At 64.4% G+C, this 23,314-nt stretch carries 20 protein-coding genes; 8 read left to right on the top strand and 12 right to left on the bottom strand.

Features of this window, described 5'->3' with window-relative positions; all coding sequences use genetic code 11:
• Window positions 1-109 precede the first annotated feature (109 nt).
• Window positions 110-1,786 (top strand): methyl-accepting chemotaxis protein, encoded by a 1,677-nt coding sequence (locus tag FA94_RS04010; protein ID WP_035546984.1) that lies wholly within the window; start codon window positions 110-112, stop codon window positions 1,784-1,786.
• Window positions 1,787-2,306: 520 nt separating this feature from the next.
• Window positions 2,307-3,881, top strand: a complete 1,575-nt coding sequence (locus FA94_RS04005) for a tetratricopeptide repeat-containing glycosyltransferase family protein (RefSeq protein WP_035546981.1) — start codon at window positions 2,307-2,309, stop codon at window positions 3,879-3,881.
• A 305-nt stretch (window positions 3,882-4,186) separates the two neighbouring features.
• On the opposite strand, the gene FA94_RS04000 is transcribed toward FA94_RS04005, so the two are convergent.
• From FA94_RS04000 to FA94_RS03985, 4 genes are read right to left on the bottom strand one after another with little or no spacing between them, the layout of a single operon-like run.
• The gene (locus FA94_RS04000; protein WP_035546978.1) at window positions 4,187-5,047 is read right to left on the bottom strand and encodes an efflux RND transporter periplasmic adaptor subunit; all 861 of its coding nucleotides are present in this window, start codon (window positions 5,045-5,047) and stop codon (window positions 4,187-4,189) included.
• A gap of 13 nt (window positions 5,048-5,060) precedes the next feature.
• Complete coding sequence (locus FA94_RS03995) at window positions 5,061-5,261, bottom strand: DUF1656 domain-containing protein (RefSeq protein WP_035546976.1); 201 nt, start codon at window positions 5,259-5,261, stop codon at window positions 5,061-5,063.
• On the bottom strand, window positions 5,251-7,485 hold the full coding sequence (locus tag FA94_RS03990; protein ID WP_035546974.1) for an FUSC family protein: 2,235 nt from the start codon (window positions 7,483-7,485) through the stop codon (window positions 5,251-5,253). The genes FA94_RS03995 and FA94_RS03990 overlap by 11 nt, the downstream gene beginning before the upstream one ends.
• An 11-nt stretch (window positions 7,486-7,496) precedes the next feature.
• Entirely contained in the window at window positions 7,497-9,191 is a 1,695-nt protein-coding gene (locus FA94_RS03985; RefSeq protein ID WP_231584840.1) for an efflux transporter outer membrane subunit, read from the bottom strand.
• A gap of 155 nt (window positions 9,192-9,346) precedes the next feature.
• Here FA94_RS03985 and FA94_RS03980 point away from each other — a divergent pair, with 155 nt between their 5' ends.
• Both FA94_RS03980 and FA94_RS39050 read left to right on the top strand, forming a co-directional pair.
• Window positions 9,347-10,288: a LysR family transcriptional regulator gene (locus FA94_RS03980; RefSeq protein ID WP_035546971.1), complete on the top strand. Its 942-nt coding sequence runs from the start codon at window positions 9,347-9,349 to the stop codon at window positions 10,286-10,288.
• A 153-nt stretch (window positions 10,289-10,441) separates the two neighbouring features.
• Window positions 10,442-10,600, top strand: coding sequence for a hypothetical protein (locus tag FA94_RS39050; protein WP_176059629.1), 159 nt, complete (start codon window positions 10,442-10,444; stop codon window positions 10,598-10,600).
• Between the two features lie 51 nt (window positions 10,601-10,651).
• Here the strand turns inward: FA94_RS39050 and FA94_RS03975 are convergent, their stop codons facing one another.
• Genes FA94_RS03975 through wrbA form a run of 5 tightly spaced genes read right to left on the bottom strand, consistent with a single transcriptional unit; the run spans window position 10,652 to window position 14,870 of the window.
• Window positions 10,652-11,392, bottom strand: coding sequence for an SOS response-associated peptidase (locus FA94_RS03975; RefSeq protein WP_035546969.1), 741 nt, complete (start codon window positions 11,390-11,392; stop codon window positions 10,652-10,654).
• A gap of 32 nt (window positions 11,393-11,424) precedes the next feature.
• Complete coding sequence (locus FA94_RS03970; protein ID WP_035549241.1) at window positions 11,425-12,231, bottom strand: metallophosphoesterase; 807 nt, start codon at window positions 12,229-12,231, stop codon at window positions 11,425-11,427.
• A gap of 51 nt (window positions 12,232-12,282) precedes the next feature.
• On the bottom strand, window positions 12,283-13,701 hold the full coding sequence (locus tag FA94_RS03965) for an FAD-binding oxidoreductase (RefSeq protein WP_035546965.1): 1,419 nt from the start codon (window positions 13,699-13,701) through the stop codon (window positions 12,283-12,285).
• A 57-nt stretch (window positions 13,702-13,758) separates the two neighbouring features.
• On the bottom strand, window positions 13,759-14,208 hold the full coding sequence (locus tag FA94_RS03960; protein ID WP_051980465.1) for a DUF2069 domain-containing protein: 450 nt from the start codon (window positions 14,206-14,208) through the stop codon (window positions 13,759-13,761).
• Between the two features lie 59 nt (window positions 14,209-14,267).
• A complete protein-coding gene (wrbA, locus tag FA94_RS03955) occupies window positions 14,268-14,870 on the bottom strand; it encodes an NAD(P)H:quinone oxidoreductase (RefSeq protein ID WP_035546963.1) in 603 nt (200 codons plus the stop codon).
• A gap of 178 nt (window positions 14,871-15,048) precedes the next feature.
• On the opposite strand from wrbA, the gene FA94_RS03950 reads away from it, so the two are divergent.
• The gene (locus FA94_RS03950; protein WP_081935659.1) at window positions 15,049-16,365 is read left to right on the top strand and encodes a YihY family inner membrane protein; all 1,317 of its coding nucleotides are present in this window, start codon (window positions 15,049-15,051) and stop codon (window positions 16,363-16,365) included.
• A gap of 27 nt (window positions 16,366-16,392) precedes the next feature.
• On the opposite strand, the gene FA94_RS03945 is transcribed toward FA94_RS03950, so the two are convergent.
• From FA94_RS03945 to FA94_RS03935, 3 genes are all read right to left on the bottom strand, one after another.
• Complete coding sequence (locus FA94_RS03945) at window positions 16,393-16,713, bottom strand: Mpo1-like protein (protein ID WP_035546961.1); 321 nt, start codon at window positions 16,711-16,713, stop codon at window positions 16,393-16,395.
• Window positions 16,714-16,916: 203 nt separating this feature from the next.
• Entirely contained in the window at window positions 16,917-17,750 is an 834-nt protein-coding gene (locus FA94_RS03940; RefSeq protein ID WP_035546959.1) for an alpha/beta fold hydrolase, read from the bottom strand.
• On the bottom strand, window positions 17,747-19,108 hold the full coding sequence (locus FA94_RS03935) for an O-acetylhomoserine aminocarboxypropyltransferase (protein WP_035546956.1): 1,362 nt from the start codon (window positions 19,106-19,108) through the stop codon (window positions 17,747-17,749). Before FA94_RS03935 ends, FA94_RS03940 begins: the two co-directional genes overlap by 4 nt.
• 317 nt (window positions 19,109-19,425) lie before the next feature.
• On the opposite strand from FA94_RS03935, the gene FA94_RS03930 reads away from it, so the two are divergent.
• The 3 genes from FA94_RS03930 to aroC all read left to right on the top strand — a co-directional run bounded on the left by FA94_RS03930 (window position 19,426) and on the right by aroC (window position 23,254).
• Window positions 19,426-19,884 (top strand): CBS domain-containing protein, encoded by a 459-nt coding sequence (locus FA94_RS03930; RefSeq protein ID WP_035546952.1) that lies wholly within the window; start codon window positions 19,426-19,428, stop codon window positions 19,882-19,884.
• A gap of 182 nt (window positions 19,885-20,066) precedes the next feature.
• A complete protein-coding gene (locus FA94_RS03925; protein ID WP_035546949.1) occupies window positions 20,067-22,004 on the top strand; it encodes an MFS transporter in 1,938 nt (645 codons plus the stop codon).
• Between the two features lie 149 nt (window positions 22,005-22,153).
• On the top strand, window positions 22,154-23,254 hold the full coding sequence (aroC, locus tag FA94_RS03920; protein ID WP_035546945.1) for a chorismate synthase: 1,101 nt from the start codon (window positions 22,154-22,156) through the stop codon (window positions 23,252-23,254).
• Window positions 23,255-23,314: the final 60 nt, after the last annotated feature.

Genomic DNA, 23,314 nt, shown 5'->3' with positions numbered 1-23,314 from the left:
TTCGCGAGCGACGCTAAAGATCGCAGACGTTCTTGCCGTAGACCCGGAGAGATAGGCAGCAATGCCGGGACTGACCTTTCCGGCAGCTCTACATGTGGGGACGGGGAATATGAAAGCAGTGTCGCTGGGCAGCCAGGCAGGTGTGGGTTTTGTTCCAGAGGGGGATTCGGCGGGCAAGTTGCCGCCGCGTGGCCAGAGCAGCCGCTCGCGCGGCGTGAAGCTCAAGGGTTTGTCGGTGAAGGTGATGCTGCGTCTCGCCTTCGCGGTGCTGCTGATCGGTACGCTGCTGATCGGCGTGTTTTCGCTGACGCAGATCAGCCGGTTGAACGCTTCCGCGCAATCCATCTACGACCAGGGGCACGTTGCCAGCCGCGCGGCCGAAGAGGCGCGCGGCCACATGCTGCGCGCGAGCCGCGCGCAAAAAATGCTGCTGACCGCGACCACCGCGAAGGAACGCGACGACCTCGGCGGCGACATCGACAAGGGGTTGAACGGCCTGGCCGCGCAGCTCGTCACGCTGCAGCAGTACGTCGATACGTCGGACGCCAAGGCGGTCGACCAGCAGAAGAAATTCGCCGCCGCCGTCACGGTCTGGAGCGGGCACCTGCGCGACTTCGTGACGCTCGTGAAAGCACAGCCGCTCGATCTGTCGCAAATGAACTGGCAGGTCGGCACGCAGGACGTGTCGCTGCTGGTCGAAACCGACAAGCTCGAAAAGATGGTCGACGAACTCGTCGTGCAGCGCGGCACCGCCGCGAAGGCGACGATCGATGCATCGGGCTTTATTTACCACTCGTCGTTCGTGATGATAGCGGTGATGACGATCGGGCTGATCGTGCTCGCGTTCGGTATCAGCGAATGGGTGGTGCGACGTCTGGCCGGCCAGCTCGGCGGCGAGCCGGGATACGCGAAGGAGATTGCCAGCCGGATCGCGGCGGGCGATCTGTCGAACGAGATCGCGTTGGGGCGCAAGGACAAGTCGAGCATGCTGTTCGCGCTGCACGACATGCAAAGCGGACTGGCCACGACGGTGGCCGACATTGCGTCGAGCGCCGATGCGATTGCGACGGCGTCGGGCGAAATTGCGATGGGCAATCTGGATCTGTCGCAGCGCACCGAGCAGCAGGCGATGGCGCTCGAGCGGACCGCGAGCAGCATGGAGCAGTTGACGTCGACGGTGCGGCAGAACGCCGATAACGCGAAGCAGGCGAGCACGCTGGCGCATAACGCGTCGGATATCGCGGAGAAGGGTGGCGCGGTGGTGAGTCGCGTGGTCGCGACGATGAATGAGATCAACGATAGCGCGCGCAGTATTGGCGACATTATTGGGGTGATCGAAGGGATCGCGTTTCAGACCAATATTCTGGCGTTGAATGCGGCGGTTGAGGCTGCGCGGGCTGGGGAGGAGGGGCGTGGGTTTTCGGTTGTCGCGGCTGAGGTGCGGAATCTGGCGCAGCGGAGTGCTGCTGCTGCTAAAGAGATTAAAGGGCTGATTAGTACGTCGGTTGAGCGGGTGGGGAATGGGTCGGCGTTGGCTCAGGATGCCGGGCAGACCATGGATGAGGTTGTTAAGGCCGTTAAGCGGGTGACCGATATCATGGGGGAGATTTCTGCTGCCTCCTCTGAGCAGAGTGCTGGGATTGAGGAGATTAACCTCGCGGTCACGCAGATGGATTCTGGGACGCAGCAGAATGCGGCGTTGGTTGAGCAGGCTACCGCTGCTGCCAGGTCTCTTGATGATCAGGCTAGAGGGTTGAAGGGGATGGTTGGGAAGTTTAGGTTGTGAGGTAAGGGGGGGCTGGTCGGCGGGTTGGGTGTTTGGTTGTTTGCCTGGGGTGTTGGCCTTTCCTTGATGTCACGGTGGTCTATTAGCGTCGCCCCTGTGCGGGGCGGCACTAACTTCTCTTTGCCGCGGCAAAGAGAAGTCAGCAAGAGAAAGCCGCTTACACCGCTAATTTTTAAGCGGGTTCCCCGCGCAGCCACGGTAGTGGCTCATCTGGAATCCGTGTTCTCGCGCATTCCGCGCTCGTGACAAAGGCGTCATTCTTCCGGCGGCGCTTCGCGCGCCGTCGCGGTCGTTCAAGCATGGCCCCTGCTAAGCGGGGTCATCTCCTGCCGCGGTAGTGGCTCATCTGGAATCTGTGTTCTCGCACATTCCGCGCTCGTGATAAGGGCGTCTTTCTTCCGGCGGCGCTTCGCGCGCCCTTGCGGTCGGTGTGGCCGCCGTTGTGGGTGGGGGTGCTCACGTACAATCTGGTGATTCCTCTGCTATCAATGTGTCGCGCTTTTCGGCGATGCGAATTGCCATGACTTACGACACGAATCAGGTTCTCGACTCCGCCCAGAAATGCTTCGAGGCGGGGCAACTCGATGATGCCGCCGAGCTGCTGCACGGTGTGCTATCGAACGTGCCGGAGCACGGCGAGGCGCTCGAAGGGCTCGGCTATATCGCCGTGCAGCAAGGTGATCATCCCCGTGCGGCGGACTTCCTCGTGCGAGCTTCGCGGCAGTTGACGATGTCCGTCGAGCGACTCAATGTGGTCGCCCAGATCTGTCAGCTCGCACATCGTCATGCGGATGCGGTCGCGCTGTTCGAGCGTTGCCTGAGCCAGTTCCCGGATGACCCTTCTTTATTGCACGGCGGCGCAATGTCGCTGATCAAGCTGGGGGAGCAGCAGCGCGCGCTGGCTTTGCTCGAGCGTCTGTGCAAAAGCCAGCCGCATTCGGCCGAAGCGCATTACAACCGCGGCTCGTTGCTCGGCGCGATTGAGCGTTACGACGATGAGATCGATGCGTACCGTCAGGCGATCAGGCTCAAGCCGAATTTCGTGCGGGCGTATGTGAATCTCGGGGTTGCGTTGCGCGATGTGCGGCGGTTCGATGACGCCTTGCTGCAATTCAAAAAGGCGTTGTCGATCGATTCGAACGATGTCGGCGCGCGGACCAATCGCGCGCAGACGAATCTGCTGCGAGGCGAATTCGAACACGGCTGGCGCGAATACGAATGGCGCTGGCTCGAGGGCCCCGGCAGTCACGGTTTTCCTGACAGCACGCTGTGGAAAGGCACTCAACCGCTGAGCGGCAAGACGGTGCTGGTTCATAACGAGCAGGGTTACGGCGACACACTGCAATTCATGCGCTTCGTCGATCGACTGAGCGCAAAAGGCGCCCGCGTCGTCTTGCGCGTGCAGGATGTGCTCCTGCCGCTGCTACACGATTATCCGGGCGCCGCCGAAGTCATCGGCGAGTCTGCGGCATTGCCGCCATTCGACTATCACGTGCCGACGATGAGTCTGCCGTTCATGCTCAAGCTTCGCGAAGCTGACCTCGCGATGGCCGGCCCCTACCTGCATGCGGACGCAACCCTTGTCGCCGACTGGGACGACCTGTTCGCCGGTTCGACTCGACGGCCCCGAATTGGCGTCGTATGGTCGGGCAGCCGCACGCACAAAAACGACCGCCATCGTTCGATGTCGCTTGAGCAAATCCAGTCCCTGTTTGAAGTTGACGCCGATTTCATCGCATTGCAAAACGACATACGCGAGACTGACGACGCATGCTTGACGCAGCTTGTACAGCGGGGCGTATTGCGTGACGTATCCACGCGGTTGACGACATTCACCGCCACTGCTGCGCTAATAGAGCGCCTTGATCTCGTGATCAGCGTGGACACGGCGATGGCGCATCTTGCGGGCGCGCTTGGCAAGCCGGTCTGGATAGCGTTGCCTTACACGCCCGACTGGCGCTGGCAATTGAACCGAAGCGACAGCCCGTGGTATCCGGGCACGCGCCTATTCCGCCAATCAAAGCGCGACGATTGGAGCGACGTGATCGCATCGCTCCGGGAAGAACTCACCAAACAGACTTCCCCGACCGACTAAACCCCGAACCGCCCACGACCGACCACGACGGCGCGCGAAGCGCCGCCGGAAGAATGACTGCTGTGTCACGAGGGCGGAATGTGCGAGAGCACAGATTCCAGATGAGCCACTACCGTGGCTGCGCGGGGGACCCGCTTAAGAATTAGCGGTGTGAGCGGCTTTCTCTTGCTGACTTCTCTTTGCCGCGGCAAAGAGAAGTTAGTGCCGCCCCGCACAGGGGCAACGCCAATAGACCACCAACAAAGCAAGGAAAGGCCAACGCCACAGACAGCACACCCACCCCCCAGCGCAAGCCCAAAAAACCATCACCCCGGCGTAACAACAACAGTACAAGTAATCCCAGCAGCCAAAACAACCCCCTCAGGAACCGAATCAATACTGACCCGAACGGGCACCCGCTGCGCCAACCGCACCCAGTTAAAAGTCGGATTAACATCAGCAAGCAGCTCCCGACTTTCAGGATTATCCCGATCGTAGATGCCACGAGAGATACTCTCGACATGCCCCTGCAAGGTCCCCCCACTCATCAACCGGACCTCGGCCTTATCGCCAACTCGCACATGAGGAAGCTTGGTCTCCTCAAAGTACCCATAAACCCAGAACGAGTGACTATCGACAATAGCCAGCTTGGCTGACCCAGCCGTCGCATAATCCCCCCGATAAACGTTCAGATTAGTCACATACCCATCAACAGGCGAAACAACCCGCGTCCGCGCCAGATTCAACTTCGCGGCATCGAGCGCAGCCAACGCCTGCTGATAAGAAGCCTCGGCAGCAGAAGCAGTATGAGTCGCATTCTCACGACTTTCCTTGGACACCACCAAAGCATCCATGTCAGCCCGCCGCTGCGCATCATCCCGTTTCATCTGCAATTCGGCCTTGCGCGCCGCGACAGCAGCCTGCGCCTGCTCAACCGCGATCTCATAGTGCGAAGGATCGATCTGCATCAACAGATCACCCTTCTTAACGAGCTGGTTATCCTTCACAGGCAGATCGACAACCGCACCCGAAACATCCGGCGCAACATTGACAATCTCAGCGCGCACGCGCCCATCACGCGTCCACGGTTCATCCATGTAATGAACCCACAACACGCGCCCAATCAAAATCGCGACGATAAAAATAACGGCTGTCGCGACGAAGCCCACAAGATTTCGGATGGTCATGATTCGACTCTGATCAACGATAAACGGCGAGACTCAGCACGCCGCACACACACACGAGCAAGCTGGCCCGGAACAAGGACGGATGCCACACCACGCGATACACGCCCGTATAGGCGATCACGCGGTCCAGCACCCAGGTAAGCGCGGCGCCCGCGATAAACAGCAGCACGATGGCCGGCACGTAGGCGTCGAATACAGCGACATCACGTGGCATGACGAACTCCTTTCTCTGATGCACCGTCGGCGCGGGCGCGTCCGCTCATCAACGGTTCAAGCGGCGATTGCGGATCGAGCAGCGCGGTACGGATGAAATGCAACTGACTCAGAATGCGTTGCAGTTGATGACGCTCCTCACGCGGCGGCGTAAAGGTGGCCAGCATCTGCTGAAGCGCGGCGATCGCGTCGGTGGTCGCGGCGAGCGCGCGGTCGAAGCGGTCTTCACGCGGATGCTCGAACAGCGCGGTCAGCGCATCGCGCATCGCCCGTAACGTGACGCGCCACGGCATCGTCTTCGCGTAGCGCGCGTCGGCCGGCAGCGTCGCCACTTCGCGACGCAGATCGATCATCGCGTTGCCCACTTCGAGCACTGCGAACAGCCAGCGCAACGTGTCGCGCTTGAGTTCGGGCTCGTTCTGCGCGAGCGCGTTGATCTGGAACATCAGATCGCGCGCGCCGCTCTCGAAGCGCGAACGCACCCGCCGCATGCCCGCGCTGCTCGCCAGCGACACCTGGCGGCGCAGGTCCACCAGCAGGCGATTGCGCAGCCACGGTGTCGACGGCGGCAGCAGCACCGCGAACGCGATCGATACCACCAGCATCGACAGCACCAGCGCAATCGCGTCGTTGATCGTGCCGCTCGGGTCGTAATGGATCACGTTGTCCGGGCCGGCCAGAAAGCAGAAGAAGATGCAGTAGCCGACGCCATAACCGGCCAGTGCAGGGCGCGTCGTCATAAACACACCGAACAGCAGGAACGGCGTAAGCGCCGCGCACAGCAGCGGAAAACCGTCGATGTGCGGATACACCCCGTACACCGCGATCATCCCCATGACGGAGGCGACCAGCGTGCCGCCGGCCATCTGGAACGCGGTGCGCTTCGGATTCGGCGACGCCGAGGCGAGCGCGCAGACGGCGGCGGCATCCAGTGTCAAAGTCGAACCGCTCGGCCACGCGGTCGCGATCCAGAACGCGCCGAGCACCATCATCACGAGGGCGGCCCGCACGCCCGCGACGCCCGCCGCGATCGCGTTGGTCTTCGGCTCGTAGCGCTCGATCCAGCGCTCGCGCTCGTGCGTGTCGACGGCAAGCGACGCGTAAGTGGCCGCATACGCATGCAGATCGTCGACAAAGCGGTACAGCAGCTCGGCGCCGGTGTCGAAGTCGAGCAACGGCGCGTCGGGGTGCGCTTCGAGCGCGCAGCGCGTCGCGCGTACGCGCTTCGGCAACTCGGCCTTGTAGGCGTCGAGTTGCGCGGCGGCGTGGGCGGCATCGGCGGCGCTCAGCACGGGTTCGCCGGATTTCGCGAGTAGCGGGGCGATTTCCTTGAAGTACGGTTCGAGCGCGTCGACCGCAATCGCCGCGCCGTGCGTGTCCTGGCTCGGACCGGTTTCGCGCAGCCGGTTCATCAACTGATGCAGTGCGTGAAAGCGCGTCGACGCGGTCATGAACTCGCTGTTCAATCGCGCGAGACGGCCGCCGCGCATCCGCGAATCGGGTCCTTCGAACACGGCCACGCTGCGCGCCGCTTCGAATCCGACGATATCGGCGACGAAGCGCGCATTGGTCGCTTCGATCTGCGCGCGGTCGTTACGGCCCGCGAGCGACGCGGACACATACTCGACGAACGACGAAAAGCGCGCCCGCACGGTGCCGCGCATCTGCAAGCCGGCGAACTGCGGGAACACCAGGCCGCTGACCGCGCCCGCGCAGACGATCCCGAGCACGACTTCGGCGACCCGCGTCAGCGCGCTGAGAAACGCGCCGTCCGGATGCTGCGAAGCGGGGATGCCGATCAGCGCGGCGGTGTAGCCGGCCAGCACGAAACCGTACGACTTGAAGTTGCGATTGCGCGCGGCGCCGGCCGTGCAGATGCCGACCCAGATCGCGGTGCTGGCGATGAACAGCTCGGGCTGCTGCGCGAACAGGCCGATCAACGCGAGCATCACGACGAGGCCGACGAGCGTGCCGCAGATCCGATAGAAGCTCTTCGCGAACACCATGCCGCTTTGCGGCTGCATCACGATGAACACGGTGGTCATCGCGGTGCGTGGCTGTGGCAGGTCGAGTTTCATCGCGATGCCGAGCGCGAGGAAACAGGCGGCGAGCGCCTTGAACAGATAGATCCACGTGAGGCCGTCGTTGCGCGCCCAGTCGGCGGCGGCCGCGTAGAGCGTGGCGAGCGACGTCGGGCGCGCGGTGGAGGAAGGGGAGGCTGACATGGCCGGTTGCCTCACTCGACCGCGGGCGCGGTGGTGGACGATCGCGTTGCGGTGACTGCCGCGCTGACGCCTGTGTTACCTGCGCTTCCGCTTCCGCTTCCGCTTTGGCTGGCGGGCGTGGCGGTGTTACCCGCGTGGCTCGCCGCGCCGGTCTGAACGGACACGTCAGCGGGTTTCGCGGCAGGATCGCCCGCCACGTTGCCTTTGGCGCTACTGCCCTTGCCATGCGCCGGCAGCGTCTCATTCGCCTGCGGACCGTTAGCCGGCTCGTCGAGCCCGCCGCCCAAGGCCGTGACCAGCGACGCATGCGCGCCCAGCCGCTCGGCCTGAATCTTCGCAACGCCTTCCTGCGCGCGCAGCAGCTGGTTCTGGGCGACCAGCACGTTCAGATAATCGGTCAGGCCGCGCCGGTAACCTTCGCGCGACAGATCGTAGTTCTTGCGGGCGGCGGCGACCGAACGGTCGGCGTCACCGGCCTGCGTGGCGAGCGAGCGGATCCGGATCACCTGATCGGACACGTCCTTCAACGCGCCCACGATCGACTGGTTATAACGATCGACCGCTTCGTCGTAACCCGCCGACGCCGCGCCGAGTTGCGAGCGCAAGCGGCCGCCGTCGAGAATCGGCAGCGACAGCGCCGGCCCCGCGCTCCAGCTATGCGACGGATTCTTCAGGAACTGGAACAGCGGCCCCATCGCGGCATAACCGCCGATCGACGCAAGCAGGTTGATGTCCGGATAGAAGTCGGCCTTGGCGACGTCGATGCCGCGCGCCTGCGCCGCCACGGTCCAGCGCGCCGCGACCACGTCCGGCCGATGGCCGATCAGGTCGGCGGGCAAGCTGCTGGGCAGGCTGGCCGGCGCGGTATCCAGCGACAGCGTCGGACGCTGGATCGCATCGCCCGCGCCCGGACCTTTGCCGGCCAGCGCGGCCAACTGGTTGCGGCCGAGCGCGATCTGCTCGTCGAGCGCGTCGATCTGGCGGTCGTATTCCGGCAGCGGCGTTTCGGCCTGGCTCACGTCGAGCTGCGTGCCGATGCCGCCCTTCAGCCGGCGGTTGGCGAGATCGACGATCTGCTGCTGTTGCTTCAGGGTCGCCTTGGCGATGTCGAGCAGCGCATAGTTCATCGACATCTCGATGTACGTGCGCACCACGTTGCCTTCCAGTTCGAGTTGGGCGGCGCGCGCATCCGCGGCGCTGGCGTGGGCGGCGTCGAGCGCGCGTTCGGCGGCGTTGCGGTCCTTGCCCCAGAGATCGAGGTGATACGACAGGCCCAGCGTGCCGGTGTTGTTCCACGATTGCTCGCCCGCGAGCGGACCCGGGCCGTAGTACAGGTTGTCGGCCCACTTCTGACGCTGCACCGACAGGCTGCCGTTGACTTGCGGCGCTAGCGCCGAGCGCGCGACGCCCGCCATCGACATGGCCTCGCGCACGCGCGCCTGGGCGGCCGCGAGACTCGGATTGCCGGCTTGCGCGGCGGCGATCCATTCGTTGAGTTGCGGATCGTTATAGGCGCGCCACCAGTCGGCGGCGGGCCACTGGGCGTCCGCGTCGGCGGCGCGGATCGCGTTGCCCACGTCGAGCGAGGAGGGCGCCACGCTGTTCGCTTGCGGCGCGATGCCTCCGGTACTTGCACAGCCGGCGATTGTTAATAGGATCGTAAGAACCGCGGTTGCGGCGATCCCTTTCTGTACCGGAGACTGCACGATTTCCTCCAAAATTGACTATAGAAGCATGTGCGTCATTATATTTTTTGATTGATTGGGGAATAACCTGTAAAGATGCAAGGCATTTTTACGGGATCTGAGACAATCGCCTTTGCGAATCATGTAACAATCGCTTCCGATAAAAGAGGAAGGTTATGGATACGCTTCAAAACATGCGCGTATTTGTCCGGGTGGTCGAAGCGGGCAGCTTTACAGGCGCCGCGCAGCACCTGAACACCACGACGGCCTACGCGTCGCGCGCGGTGTCCGATCTGGAAGCGCATCTGCGCACGCGTCTCCTGAACCGCACCACGCGCCGCATTGCGCTGACGGAAGCCGGTGAGCGCTACCTGCAACGTTGCGAGCAGATCCTCGCCTACGTGGATCAGGCGGAAGCCGAGGCGGGCGACGCGCACGCGCGGCCTGCCGGCAAGCTCAAGGTGCATGCCATGACGAGCTTCGGGCAGCACTACGTGGTGCCCGCCGTCGGCCTTTATCAGGAGCGCTATCCGGACGTGCAGATCGAGTTGACGCTCGCGCAGCGCATGCCCGACCTGCTCGACGAAGGTTTTGACGTGTCGCTGACGCTTGCCACGACCGGCCTGCCGGATTCGGGGCTGGTGTCGCAACGGCTGGGCAGCGCGTTCAGCATTGTGTGCGCGTCGCCGGCGTATCTGGAGCGGCACGGCGTGCCGCAGACGCCCGCCGATCTCGCAAACCACACCTGCATGCAAATGGTGACGCCGGTGTTTCCGACGGACAAATGGACCTTCGACGGTCCGAACGGCGAGGAAACGGTCGCGCTGGGCTCGTCCCGGTTTCAGGTGAACGTGGCCGAAGCCATGGCGGTCGCGGTGAGCCGGGGTATGGGGGTCGGGCTGATTCCGATCTACTCGGCGATCAGCGGTTTGCGTAGCGGCAATCTCGTCTGGCTGTTGCCCGAATACACGTCGCAGGAAATGAATCTGTACGCGTTGTATCCGTCGCGCCAGTATCTGGACGCGAAAATCCGTACGTGGGTCGAATTTTTGCGCGACGAATTGCCCGCCACGCTGGCCGCGGATCAGGAAGAGTTGCGGCAGTTCGCGCGTGCGTGAACGGCTGTTACATCGCTGCCGCGCCGCAACATTTCCTTACTTCTGCCGTGCGGTCGATTTGCTAACGTGTCGTTCATGCGCTGCCGCTTCAGCCGGACGCGTTCAATTTCGCTGCTGTTCGGCAAAACGCACTAATGGAAGGACGAGGGATTCATGGATACGCATCTGATGATCGGCGTGGCCGTCATGTTTGGACTGATCGGGATTGCCGCATCGCGTGATCTGCTGCGCCGTCTGCGGGAGCAGCAGCCGCAACTGGTGCCGATCAAGGTCGAGCGCGCGGATTTTCGGGCGCAGCGGCACGATCGGTGAAATTCGCGGGCAGCGTTTTCGCTGTGCCCGCGTGTTTAGACTTTCAGTTTTTCAATCCAGCGCTTCGATCAAACCCGGCTCGTCGTTGAGCGTGCGATCCACGTCGTGACTCACACGATGCCAGCGGAATCGCCCGGCGGCCAGGCCGCCCGTGCGCGCCAGTTGCTCCAGCTCATCGGCCGGTAAATCCGGTTCCAGCCAGCGACGTGCCGCTTCCGGCCCGAACACCAGTGGACGGCGGTCGTACAGGTCGACAAGACCTGCGTCGGCGCTGGCCGTCACGATCACCAGACCCATGCCTTCCGTTTGCGGCTCCGTGCCGCGTACGCTCGATAGCGCCGCCAGATACATCGGCGCGGCGCTTTTCAGATGCACAAAGTAGGGTTGGCGCGGCGTCGCGTCGGATGAGGCGCCGGTCTGCGCCACGTCGGGCGCGCTTTCGGCGCTTTCCGTCGACGGTGCGGCCGCTCTGCGCCACTCGAACCAGCCGTCCGCTGGCACCAATACCCGGCCGGTTTTCCACAATTCTTTGAAATAGCGCGCGGTCGGCGCGGCGTCGGCGCGCGCGTTGATGGTCTGCGGCAAATGTTGCTCTCGCGCCCAATCCGGGCAATAGCCCCAGTGGACCGGGCGCAGCGTTTGATCGGCAAAAATCGCGAGCGGATGCGTGCCCGGCGCGAGGTTATAGCCGGGGCGACGGTCGGCGGCATCGAACAGCATCAGCGGATCGGCGAGACCCAGATGCTGCGTGTAAAGGCGCGGATCGCGGTACTGGCTGATTCGACCACACATGAGCGACCTCCGGAGACGACCGGCATGACGGACTAGATCTCGACTACCTTATCCCACCTGAACGCCGGGTTTTCCCACTGCCCGGTGCGCCGGTCGAGGTAACCGCGCGGATTGCAGACCACGCGTGTGCCGTTCACGGTGTAGTCGAACGGCGTATGCGTGTGACCATGAATCCACAGCGCGACCGGCGCGCGCACCAGTTCCGGCAAATGACTGACGAATCCCGCCGACACGCGGTCTTCGGCATACCGTTCAGCCAGACTCAGCCGATGCGGCGCGTGATGCGTGACGACGATCGTCTTGCCGTCGAACGGTTTGGCCAGCTCGCTTTCGAGCCAACTGCGCGCCTGCTGGTGCAGGGCGAGCGAATCGCGGGGCGTGAATTCGCGCGCGGCGTCGTGCGTGTCGTGCGGCCAGTTCGTCTGGATCGGGCCGCGAAAATCGAGCATGGTACGGCGCGCGGCATCGATCGAATCGGCCAGCGTGGCGGGGTCGGCGCCATACAGCGCGAAGTCGGTCCATAAGGTGGTGCCGAGCACACGCCATTGGCCTTGCGGGTCGACCAGCGTGGCGTTGTTCAGCACGTGCACGTTGTCGACCTGCGCGGCCGCATCGTATAGCGCGGCGTCGAGCGCGCCGAATTCGCCGTCGTAGTACTCGTGATTGCCGGGCACGTAGATCACCGGCACGGTATCGTCGAAAGTTTGCGCGGCCCAACGCGGCCCGGCCGCGTGATTGTGGATGTCGCCCGCCAGCACGATCAGGTCGGCCTGAGCATGCGGTATCAGCTCGGGTTCGTCGTTCTCCAGATGCAGATCGGACAGCACTCGAATCTTCACGGCCACGACTCCTGCAAACGGCGCCGCCGGAGAGGGCGGCGGCCTGAGACGTTAGCGTAGCACCTTGCCCGGGTTCATCAGATTCAGCGGATCGAGCGCGTGTTTGACAACGCGCATCAAGTGCACTTCGACGTCCTGCTTGTAGTGCATTGCTTCGTCGATCTTCAACTGGCCGAGCCCGTGTTCCGCGCTGATGCTGCCACGGTGCCGGTGCACGCTGTCGTAGACGATCTGGTTGATCGGGCTCTGGTACTGCTTGAGAAACACCTTCGCGTCGACGCCCTCGGGCGCCTGCACGTTGTAGTGCAGATTGCCGTCGCCGAGATGGCCGAACGTCACCATCCGCACGCCGGGCACCGCCTGCGCGATCGCCGCATCGGTCTCTTCGATGAAATGGCCGATGCGCGAAATCGGCACCGCGATGTCGTGCTTGATGTTCAGACCTTCCTCGGCCTGGGCGAGCGGAATATGTTCGCGCAGATTCCAGAACGCGCGCGATTGCGCGAGGTTTTCCGCGACTACGGCGTCTTGCACCAGGCCTTCTTCGAGCGCGGTTTCCATCAGCCGCTCGAACAGCGCGCGCGCATGCGCTTCGCTCTCGCTGTCCGACAGTTCCAGCAGCACGACTTGCGCGTGCGTGTCGGCGAACGGATAGCGCATCTGTTCAAAATGCCGGCCGACCAGACGCAGGCAGAAATCCGACATCAGTTCGAAACCGGTCAGCAGCGGCCCGGCGATGCGTTGGGTCAGCGACAGGAAATCGAGCGCCGCATGCGGCGACGCGAGCGCGGCGAGCGCCGTGACCCGCGCGGCCGGCCGCGGATGCAGCTTGAGCACGGCGGCGGTGATGATGCCGAGCGTGCCTTCGGCGCCGATGAACAGATCGCGCAGATCGTAGCCGGTGTTGTCCTTGCGCAGTCCGCGCAGGCCGTCCCACAGTTCGCCTTGCGGCGTGACCACTTCGAGGCCGAGGCACAGCTCGCGCGTGTTGCCGTAGCGCAGCACGCCGGTGCCGCCCGCGTTGGTGGCGAGATTGCCGCCGATCGTGCAACTGCCTTCGGCCGCGAGGCTCAACGGGAACAGGCGGCCGGCTTCGTCGGCGTGCTTCTGGACCTCGGCGAGGATCACGCCGGCTTCGACGGTGATCGTGTTGTTGTGCGGATCGATGTCGCGGATGCGATTCAGCCGCCGCAAGCTGATAACCGCCTGCGCGCCGCTCGCGTCCGGCGTGGCGCCGCCGGCGAGGCCGGTGTTGCCGCCCTGCGGCACCAGCGCGATGCGATGCTCGACGGCGAGTTTGACGAGCGCGGCGGCTTCATTCGCGGTGGCCGGGCAGAGCACCGCGCAGGCCGCGCCGGTATAGCGGCGGCGCCAGTCGGTGAGGTAAGGGGCTGTGTCGTGCGCGTCGGTCAGGACATGGGTTGCGCCGATGGCGTCACGGCAGGCGGCGAGGAAAGCGGTTTGGGTCATGTTGGTCGGTCAGCGGGTTCGGGGCGCGGAGATGGATGACGGCGGGCGCTTTTTTTGTCAGGCGTTGTTGCCTGGCTGATTTTTAGCCTGTTCTTTCGCCTGCTTCACGGCTTGTTTCCCAGCCCGTTTCGCCGCGCGTTTGAACGGCGCGACGTAAATCAGTGTGCAGACAAAAAACACCACGGCGAGTGCGACTTCGAGCCAGCCCAGGCGCGCGCTCAAACCACGGTCGCTCCAGCCGCGAACAATGCCTTCCGCAAAATACAGCAGGATCAGCATCGACGCCCATTGCAGCGTATAAAGCCGACGCCGCCAGACGCCCGGCAACGCGAGCAGCAGCGGCAAGGCCTTCAACACCATGGCCGAGCCGCCGGGGCGCAGCGGCGCGAGCCACCATTCCCACGCGACGGACAGCGCGATCAGCGCGATCAGGGCCGCCGCGGCGCCATAGGCGGCAGCGGTTTTTTGCGGCACGGGCAGCGAGCTTGTCGCGGAGGAGGCGGGCATGGACGCGCCGCCCGGCTGGTCTACGGTCGACGTGCCGGTCGCCTGGGCATTCGGCTCGTTCACGGCCTGTCGCTCAGCGAAGCCGCCGCGCGCGCGACGCGTGCGCCGAGTGCGATGGCGAGGGTTCTTTCGTCGGCGGAGATGCCTTGTTCCGCCGTGCCCGCGCGGGCGAAATGCGACGCGCCGTACGGCGTGCCGCCGGTCTGCGTGGTGGACAGCACGCTCTCCGTGTACGGAATGCCGACGATCAGCATGCCGTGATGCAGCAGCGGCAGCATCATGGACAGCAGCGTGGATTCCTGACCGCCGTGCAGACTGCCCGTGGACGTGAACACACAGCCAGGTTTGCCCGACAACGCACCCGCGAGCCACTGCGGCGTGGTGCCGTCGAGAAAGTATTTGAGCGAGGCGGCCATGTTGCCGAACCGGGTGGGCGAACCGAGCGCCAGACCGGCGCATTCTTCGAGGTCGCGCAGCTCGACGTAGGGTGGGCCTTCGGCGGGAATATCCGGCTGCGTCGCTTCGCAGACGGCGGAAACCGCCGGCACCGTGCGCACGCGCGCCTGCATGCCGGGAACGCTGTCGACGCCGTGCGCGATCGCCAGCGCGAGCTCGCGCGTGGCGCCGTGACGGCTGTAATAGAGCACGAGAATGTCTTTCATAGGCCTCATCGGTGAACGGGTATTATAGGGGTTGGGTCCGCTGCAGAGGCCACTCATAGCCGTTCGGCCAGGTGCCGGGAATGGTCTGGCCAGGTGCTGATCCCGTCCTGCCTCGGTCCCTAAGCCTGGTCCCTAAGCACGGTCCAGAAACACGGGTTCACGAAGCAAGGAGGTGGGTTTGTTGTCCAGGGTGCGTTTCGATCTCGACACGCTCAAGAGGCTCGCGCAATTTGCCGCGCAGCGCAGCAGCGAAGACCGCATTCCGCAGGTGGCCGGCAGTCTCACGTTCACCACCATGCTCGCGCTCGTGCCGCTCGCCACGGTCGCGTTCGCGCTGTTCACCGCGTTCCCGATCTTCAGTTCGTTCCAGGAGTCGCTGCAGTTTTTCCTCGCCGACCACCTGATGCCCGCGCAACTGAACAGTCAGATTTTCAAGTATCTGAACCAGTTCGCTTCGAAGGCCAAGGGGCTCACCACGATCGGCATGATCCTGCTGTTTCTCACGGCCGTGATGACCATGATGACGGTCGAATCCGCGTTCAACGTGATCTGGCGCGTGCGCAAGCCGCGGCCCATCGCGCAGCGCATTCTCGTCTACTGGGCGATCATCACGCTCGGCCCGCTGCTGATCGGCGTGAGCCTGTCGATTTCCTCGTATCTGTTCACGCAATCCATGACGTTCACGGCGGCGCAGCGCATCACGCCGCTGATCGAATGGGCGCTCGCGGGCGCCGCGCTGCCGCTCACGGCGCTGGCCTTCACAATTCTCTACGTGTATTTGCCGAACTGCCGGGTGGAGTGGCGCGACGCGGTGATCGGCGGCGTGACCGCGGCGATCGCGTTCGAACTCGCCAAGCGCGGTTTCGGCTACTACGTGCGCCGGATTCCGACCTACACCGCCGTGTACGGCGCCTTCGCCGCCGTGCCGTTGTTCCTGCTCTGGATGTACCTGTGCTGGTTCATCACGCTGGCGGGCGCGATGATCGCGTCCGCGTTACCGGCGATCCGCATCGGGCAGTTTCACCGGCCTACGTTCGAGGGCAGCGATCTGTTCGACTCGCTCGAACTGCTCGCGCGGCTTTCGGAAGCACGCGACGCGGGCAAGCGCGGTTACACGGTGCCCGAGCTTTCGCGGATGCTTCGCCGCGATATGGACACTACGATCAACCTGCTGCAGAAGCTGGAGGAAATCGAGTGGATCGCGCGCTTGCAGGAGGACGGCATGCGCCCGCACTTCCTGCTGCTGGCCAACCCGGCGCAGATCACGGTGGAGCGCTTGTTCGATCTGTTCGTGATCGACCGCGCGGAACTGGAGTATCAACTCGAACTCGACGCTACGCGGGTGGATGGCGACACGCTGCTGACCGCGCTGGACAACGACAAGCTGAAGAAGGTGACGCTCGCCGCTTTGCTGACGGCACGCGCGGCCGCTCGCGCGCTGCGTGCCGAGGATGGTGGAGAAAACCCGGCGTCGATGCCGCATCAGGCGGCTTGAAGCGACCTGATGCGGTTTTCTTAATCGCTACAGCGAAATCTTGCCGACGCAGATGTCCTTGAACATCACCCAATCGCCCATCAGGCTATAGACCGGGTGCCGGAAGGTAGCCGGCCGGTTCTTCTCGAAGAAGAAATGGCCGACCCACGCAAAGCCATATCCGCAGATCACCGCAGCCGGCAGCCACAGCCAGCCGCCGGTGGCGAGCGCCATCGCGAGACAGCCGATGACGCCGAGCGACCCCACGAAATGCAGCCGCCGCGAGACCGTATTGCGATGCTCGCTCAGATAGTACGGATAGAACTCCGCGAAACTCGCGAAGTGATCGGGGTGGGCGGTTTGAGCCATCTCGGCCTCCGGATTTCTATGTTTCTCGACTCCGTGCCCGTCGCTTCCAGGGGGCTTCGTTGCGCGCCGTCGGCATGCCCGGCGCGCCGTCGAAACAGGACAGGCGTGACCCATTGTGCGGCCATTCGACTGATGCGCGCAACCTGGCCATTCGGCCGATGGCGCGCCGCTTCCGGCGCGCTTATCGTGACGGTTCGCCGCGACTATCGAGCGCCGCGAGGCGGTCGGGAGGCGAAGCTGAAGAGGGCGTCGAGCGTGGCGTCGGGTTGCTCGGTCATCAAGGCGTGGCCGGCGTCCAAAGTGATCGTGTCGACCGCTACGCCCGCTTGCGCGAGCGCGTCGGCGAGCGCTTTAGCCGCGCGCGGCGGCGTCATCGCGTCGCGCCGGCCGACCACCACGCGGGTCGCGCAGCGCACCTGGGCGGCGCGGGCGAGGCCGTCCGTGTAGCCGTTGCAGGCGCTGAAGTCGGTGTGGAACAGATTGGCTTCGCCGCGTGCCGACACGCGCTCCATCAACCGCTGGTTCATGCCGTGCAGCCAGAAGCCGGGGCCGGGGCACGAGGGCTTGGCGGCGAGTGTCGAATGCGACCATTCGTTGACCATGCCGATCGCCTCGGGCTCGCGGTTCAGCGCGGCGTCGAGCAAGGTGTCGGAGACGGTCATCGGGACCGCCGTGGCGAGCAGCGCGAGGTGCGTCGCGCGCTCGGGGTAGCGGCCGGCGAAGTCGAGCGCGATCAGCGAACCCATGCTGTGGCCGGCCACGAACGCGCGTTGCACGCCGGCGGCGTCGAGCAGCGCGGCGAGCCAGTCGGCCATGGCGGCCACGGAGGTGAGCGCCGGGCCGCTGCTGCGGCAGTGGCCCGGCAGGTCCACCGCCAGCACGCCGAAACCGTGGTGCGCGAAGTAGCGGCTTTGCAGCGCCCACACGCTATGGTCGTGTTCCGCACCGTGGATGAACACGGCGGTCGGCAAAGTGGCGTCGAACGGTTTGCCGCCGGTGTACGCGTAGGCGGGTTGGCCTTGAACGGTGAGGATCATGCGGACTCCGGGCGGGGTTGGCCGGCGGCGCTCGGTGCAGCGGCACGGCCGCCTGGCGCCACGCTCGAACCGCTCGCTTTCTGCGCGGCTTTCAGCGCGCGCTTGAGGTCGTCGATCAGGTCGTCGGGATCTTCGAGGCCGATCGACAGCCGGATCGTGCCTTCCGTGATACCCGCTGCGGCGAGCGCGGCGGCGTCCATGCGGAAGTGCGTGGTCGATGCCGGATGAATCACCAGCGAGCGTGCGTCGCCGACGTTCGCCAGATGCGAAAACAGCGAGAGCGCTTCGATAAAGCTGCGCCCGGCCGCGCGGCCACCGCGCAAATCGAAGCTGAACACGGCACCCGCGCCGCGCGGCAGCAGGCGTTTGGTCAGCGCGTGATCCGGGTGTGTCGGCAGCTCCGGGTAGGCGACCGCGTCGACCGCCGCGTGAGACACGAGAAAGTCGACCACCCGGCGCGTATTGGCAATGTGCCGCTCCATTCGCAAAGGCAGCGTCTCGATGCCTTGCAGCAACTGCCACGCAGCCTGCGGATGCAGGCATGCGCCGAAGTCGCGCAGACCTTCGCGGCGGGCGCGCAGCAGGAACGGCGCGACCGTGCTTTCCTCGCTGAACACCATGCCGTGAAAGCCGTCGTAAGGCTCGGTGAATTCGGGGAAAAGGCCGGAGGCCTCGAAGTCGAAGGTGCCGCCGTCCACCAGCACGCCGCCAATCGTCGTGCCGTGGCCGCCCAGAAACTTGGTCGCCGAGTGGTAGACGAAGTCGGCGCCGTGCTCGAACGGTTTGAGCAGATACGGCGTGGTGAAGGTCGAGTCGACCAGTAGCGGCACGCGGTGCTCGTGCGCGATCTGCGCGACGGCGGCAATGTCCAGCACGTCGAGGCCCGGGTTGCCGAGCGTTTCGCCGAACAGCAGGCGCGTGTTCGGGCGCAGCGCGGCGCGCCACGCATCGGTGTCGCCGGGTTTGACGAAGGTCGTCTCGATGCCGAAGCGCCGCAACGTGTAATGCAGCAGGTTGTGCGAGCCGCCGTACAGCGCGCTGGAGGCGACGATATGGGCGCCCGCGCCCATCAGCGTGGCGATCGCCAGATGCAGGGCGGCCTGGCCGCTGGCGGTGCCGATCGCGCCCGCGCCGTTTTCGAGCGCGGCCACGCGCTCTTCGAATACGGCCACGGTCGGGTTAGAGATGCGGGAATAGACGTGGCCGGCACGCTCCATATTGAAGAGCGCCGCGGCGTGGTCGGAATCGCGGAACGAAAACGAGGTAGTCTGGTAGATCGGCGTGGCGCGCGCGCCGGTGGTCGGGTCGGGCGCGGCGCCGGCGTGCAGCGCAAGCGTATCGAAACGGTTGGCGGACATGCTGGGCGGCGAGGCCACGAACGGCCCCGCGAAAGGTGAAAGTGGCGGCCATCCTATCACCGGCGCCGGGCGCATCAAGCGCGGTTTTCCCGATGCGCCGGCGGGGCGGTGGGCGGAGATCGCCTGAGATTCGCGCGGATCCGGCGCGGCTTGAGCGCGGATTCAACGCGGATTCAGCGCGAATCGCGCGCGGATTCAGCCGGGCGAACGCCCGTCGCGCCTTGGTGGGCGGGCCGCTTTCCTTTTATGGGCCTTTCCGCTAGGATCGAAAATCATTCATGCATTACCAGCTTAGCGGGTATCTCGGGAGACAGATCATGCGAGTCAGCGACATTCTTAAGGTTAAAGGCAACACCCTTTTCACGGTCACGCCGGACACCACGCTGCACGAAGCCGTCAACGCAATGGCCGAGCACGACATCGGCTCGCTGGTGGTGATGGAATACGGTGATCTGGTCGGCATGCTGACCTTCCGCGAAATCATCAATACGCTGAGCAAGAACGGCGGCAGCGTCGGCACCTCCACGATCCGCAAGGTCATGGACGACCATCCGCTCACCTGCACGCCGGAAACGGACGTGAACGAAGTCCGTCGCATGATGCTCGAGCACCATGTGCGCTATCTGCCGGTTCTGGAAAGCCGCACGCTGATGGGCGTGATCTCGTTTTACGACGTCGCCAAGGCTGTGGTCGAAGAACAGGGTTTCGAGAACCGTATGCTCAAGGCCTATATCCGCGACTGGCCGGAAGAGCAGCAGGAACAACCCGCGCGTTAATGTGAATCAGTCGTGAGTTAATGCGCGGTGATTCACCGCAGCGCTCGGGCATTCGCTGTGAGCGGTTGCGGTGAGCGCGAATATGCAGTCAGGGCGCGCGCGAAAGCGTGCGCTTTTTTTGTGCCCGGACTTGTGCCCAAGCCCGCCACCCTGTTGCTCTTTTAGCGTGTCCTTCGAACTTCATGAGCGATCGTCCGATACCTGCCGCCCACCGTACCGCCCGCACCCACGAGGCGCACGAGTCCCAGTTCCGGCTGCTCAGTCAGCGCCGCTTCGCGCCGTTTTTCTGGACCCAGTTCCTCGGCGCGATGAACGACAACGTGTTCAAGATCGGTTTCACGTCGCTGGTCACGTATCAGGCGGCGCGCTTTTCCGGTGTCGATCCGGCCACGGCGGCGTTCCTGATCTCGGCCATTTTCATTCTGCCGTTCGTGCTGCTGTCCGCCACCTCTGGCCAGATCGCCGACAAATACGACAAGGCGATGCTCACGCGCTTCGTCAAGACGTTCGAAATCGTCGTGATGCTGATCGGCGGCACGGGGTTCTGGCTGCATAGCGCGCCGCTGCTGTACCTGTGTACGTTTCTGATGGGCGTGCATTCAACCGTGTTCGGACCGGTCAAGTATTCGTACCTGCCGCAGCATCTGTCGAAGTCGGAACTGGTCGGCGGCAACGGCATGGTCGAAATGGGCACCTTCGTGGCGATCCTGATCGGCACGATCATCGGCGGCGCGGGCGCGGGTTTCGTCGAGCATGGCGCGGTGGTGCTGGCCTGCGCGTGCGTTGCGATCGCGCTGGTGGGGCGCTTCGTCTCGAGCTTCGTGCCGGTCACGCCGGCGGCGCAAGCCGATCTGCGTATCAACTGGAATCCGGTCACCGAGACGTGGCGCAACCTGAAGCTGGCGCGCGAAAACCGTACCGTGTTTCTGAGCCTGCTGGGCATCTCCTGGCTGTGGTTCGTGGGCGCGACGTTTCTGTCGTCGTTTTTCAGTTTCGCGAAAAACGTGCTGTCCGCCGACCCGGACGTCGTGACCGTGCTGCTCGGCACGTTCTCGATCGGCATCGGCCTTGGTTCGCTGATGTGCGAAAAGCTCTCGAAACGGCGTATCGAAATCGGCCTGGTGCCGCTCGGTTCGATCGGCATGAGCGTGTTCGCGATCGATCTGTTTTTCGCGAGCCACGCGCTGCCGGCGGCGGGGCATCTGTTGAGCGTCGGCGAGTTTCTCGCGCGGCCGGCCCACTGGCGCGTGTTGGCCGACCTGTTCCTGCTTGCCATGTTCGGCGGCTTCTACAGCGTGCCGCTGTATGCGCTGATCCAGAGCCGCAGCCAGCCGAGCCACCGCGCGCGGATCATCGCGGCGAACAATATTCTGAACTCGCTGTTCATGATTCTTTCGTCGCTGATGGCGGTCGGGCTGACCTCGGCCGGCTTCAGTATCCCGGCGCTTTTCCTGATCACGGCCTTGCTGAATATCGTGGTGGCGACCTACATCTATTCGCTGGTGCCGGAGTTTCTGCTGCGCTTCGTCGCGTGGGTGCTCGTGCATACGTTCTACCGGATCCGCCTCGTGCATCCCGAACGGATTCCGGAAGAGGGCGCGGCCGTGCTCGTTTGTAATCACGTGAGCTTCGTCGACGCGATCGTCATCATGGCCGAAAGCCCGCGGCCGATCCGTTTCGTGATGGATCACCAGATCTTCAAGTCGCCGTTCGCCGGCTGGGTGTTCCGTCATGCGAAGGCGATTCCGATCGCGCCGGCCCATCAGGATCCGGAACTGTTGACGCGCGCCTACGAACGTTGCGCGCAGGCGCTGGCCGAGGGCGATCTGGTTTGCATCTTTCCGGAAGGCAAGCTCACCAAGACCGGCGACATGAATCCGTTCCGTCATGGCGTGACCGAGATCATCAAGCGCACGCCCGCACCGGTTGTGCCGATGGCGTTGCGTGGTCTGTGGGGCAGCGTGTTTTCGCGCGCCAACGACGCGCGCTGGCCGCGGCCGGTTCAAAAGGGCGTGATGAGTCGGTTGACGCTCGCGGTGGGCGAGCCGATCGACCCGGACCTAGCCACGCCTGAGTTGCTGCAGCAGGTCGTGACGGAGTTGCGCGGGGCGCGGAAGTAGCGGGTGGATCGGGCGCGCCGCTCCCAGGCGGCCCCGCCCGGTACTTGTCCGGACGGCATCCAGAAGGCATATAGCGAACCTGCGCCACCGCCTGGCCTCGAACGGGCTGGCATAATAGTGCCTTCCCCGCATTTCTTTGGACGACGCCCATGTCCGGCAACACGCTCGGTACGCTTTTCACTGTCACGACCTTCGGCGAATCGCACGGCCCCGCTATCGGCTGCGTGATCGACGGCTGCCCGCCGGGCATGGCGCTCACCGAAGCCGACATCCAGTTCGAACTCGACCGCCGCAAACCCGGCACCTCGCGCCACGTCACGCAGCGCCAGGAAGAAGACAAGGTCGAGATCCTGTCGGGCGTGTTCGAAGGCCAGACCACCGGCGCGCCGATCGCGCTGCTGATCCGCAATACGGACCAGCGCAGCAAAGACTACGGCAACATCGTCGATACGTTCCGTCCGGGCCACGCCGACTACACCTACTGGCAGAAATACGGTATTCGCGACTACCGCGGCGGCGGCCGTTCGTCGGCGCGTCTGACCGCCCCCACGGTGGCGGCGGGCGCGGTGGCGAAGAAGTGGCTGCGCGAAAAGTTCGGCACCGAGATTCGCGGCTATATGGCCGCGCTCGGCGAGATCGACGTGCCGTTCGTCGACTGGGCGCACGTGCGCGAGAACCCGTTCTTCGTGCCGAACGCCGACATCGTGCCGCAACTCGAGGAGTACATGGACGCGCTGCGTAAAGACGGCGATTCGATCGGCGCGCGTATCAACGTCGTGGCGTCCGGCGTGCCGGTCGGCCTCGGCGAACCGCTGTTCGACCGTCTCGACGCCGACATCGCGCATGCCATGATGGGCATCAACGCGGTCAAGGGCGTGGAGATCGGCGCGGGCTTCGCGAGCGTCGCGCAACGCGGCTCGGTGCATGGCGACGAACTGACGCCGGAAGGCTTCGTCGGCAATCACGCGGGCGGTGTGCTCGGCGGCATTTCAACCGGGCAGGACATTATCGTGTCGATCGCGATCAAGCCGACGTCGAGTATTCGCACGCCGCGTCGCTCGATCGACAAAGCCGGGCAGCCGGCCGTTGTCGAAACGTTCGGGCGGCATGACCCGTGCGTGGGCATTCGCGCCACGCCGATCGCTGAATCGATGCTTGCGCTGGTGCTGATCGACCACGCGCTGCGTCATCGCGCGCAGTGCGGCGATGTTGCCGTCAGCACGCCGAAGATCGCTGCCAGCGCGCCGTAACCGGTGCGCGGGTTGAGTAGCTTCATTGTGTCGTAAGAACGTGCGCGCGGCGTTCTTGTC

This window comes from Burkholderia sp. 9120, from assembly GCF_000745015.1.
Taxonomy (GTDB): Bacteria; Pseudomonadota; Gammaproteobacteria; order Burkholderiales; family Burkholderiaceae; genus Paraburkholderia.
This window is presented reverse-complemented; position numbering and strand designations above follow the sequence as displayed.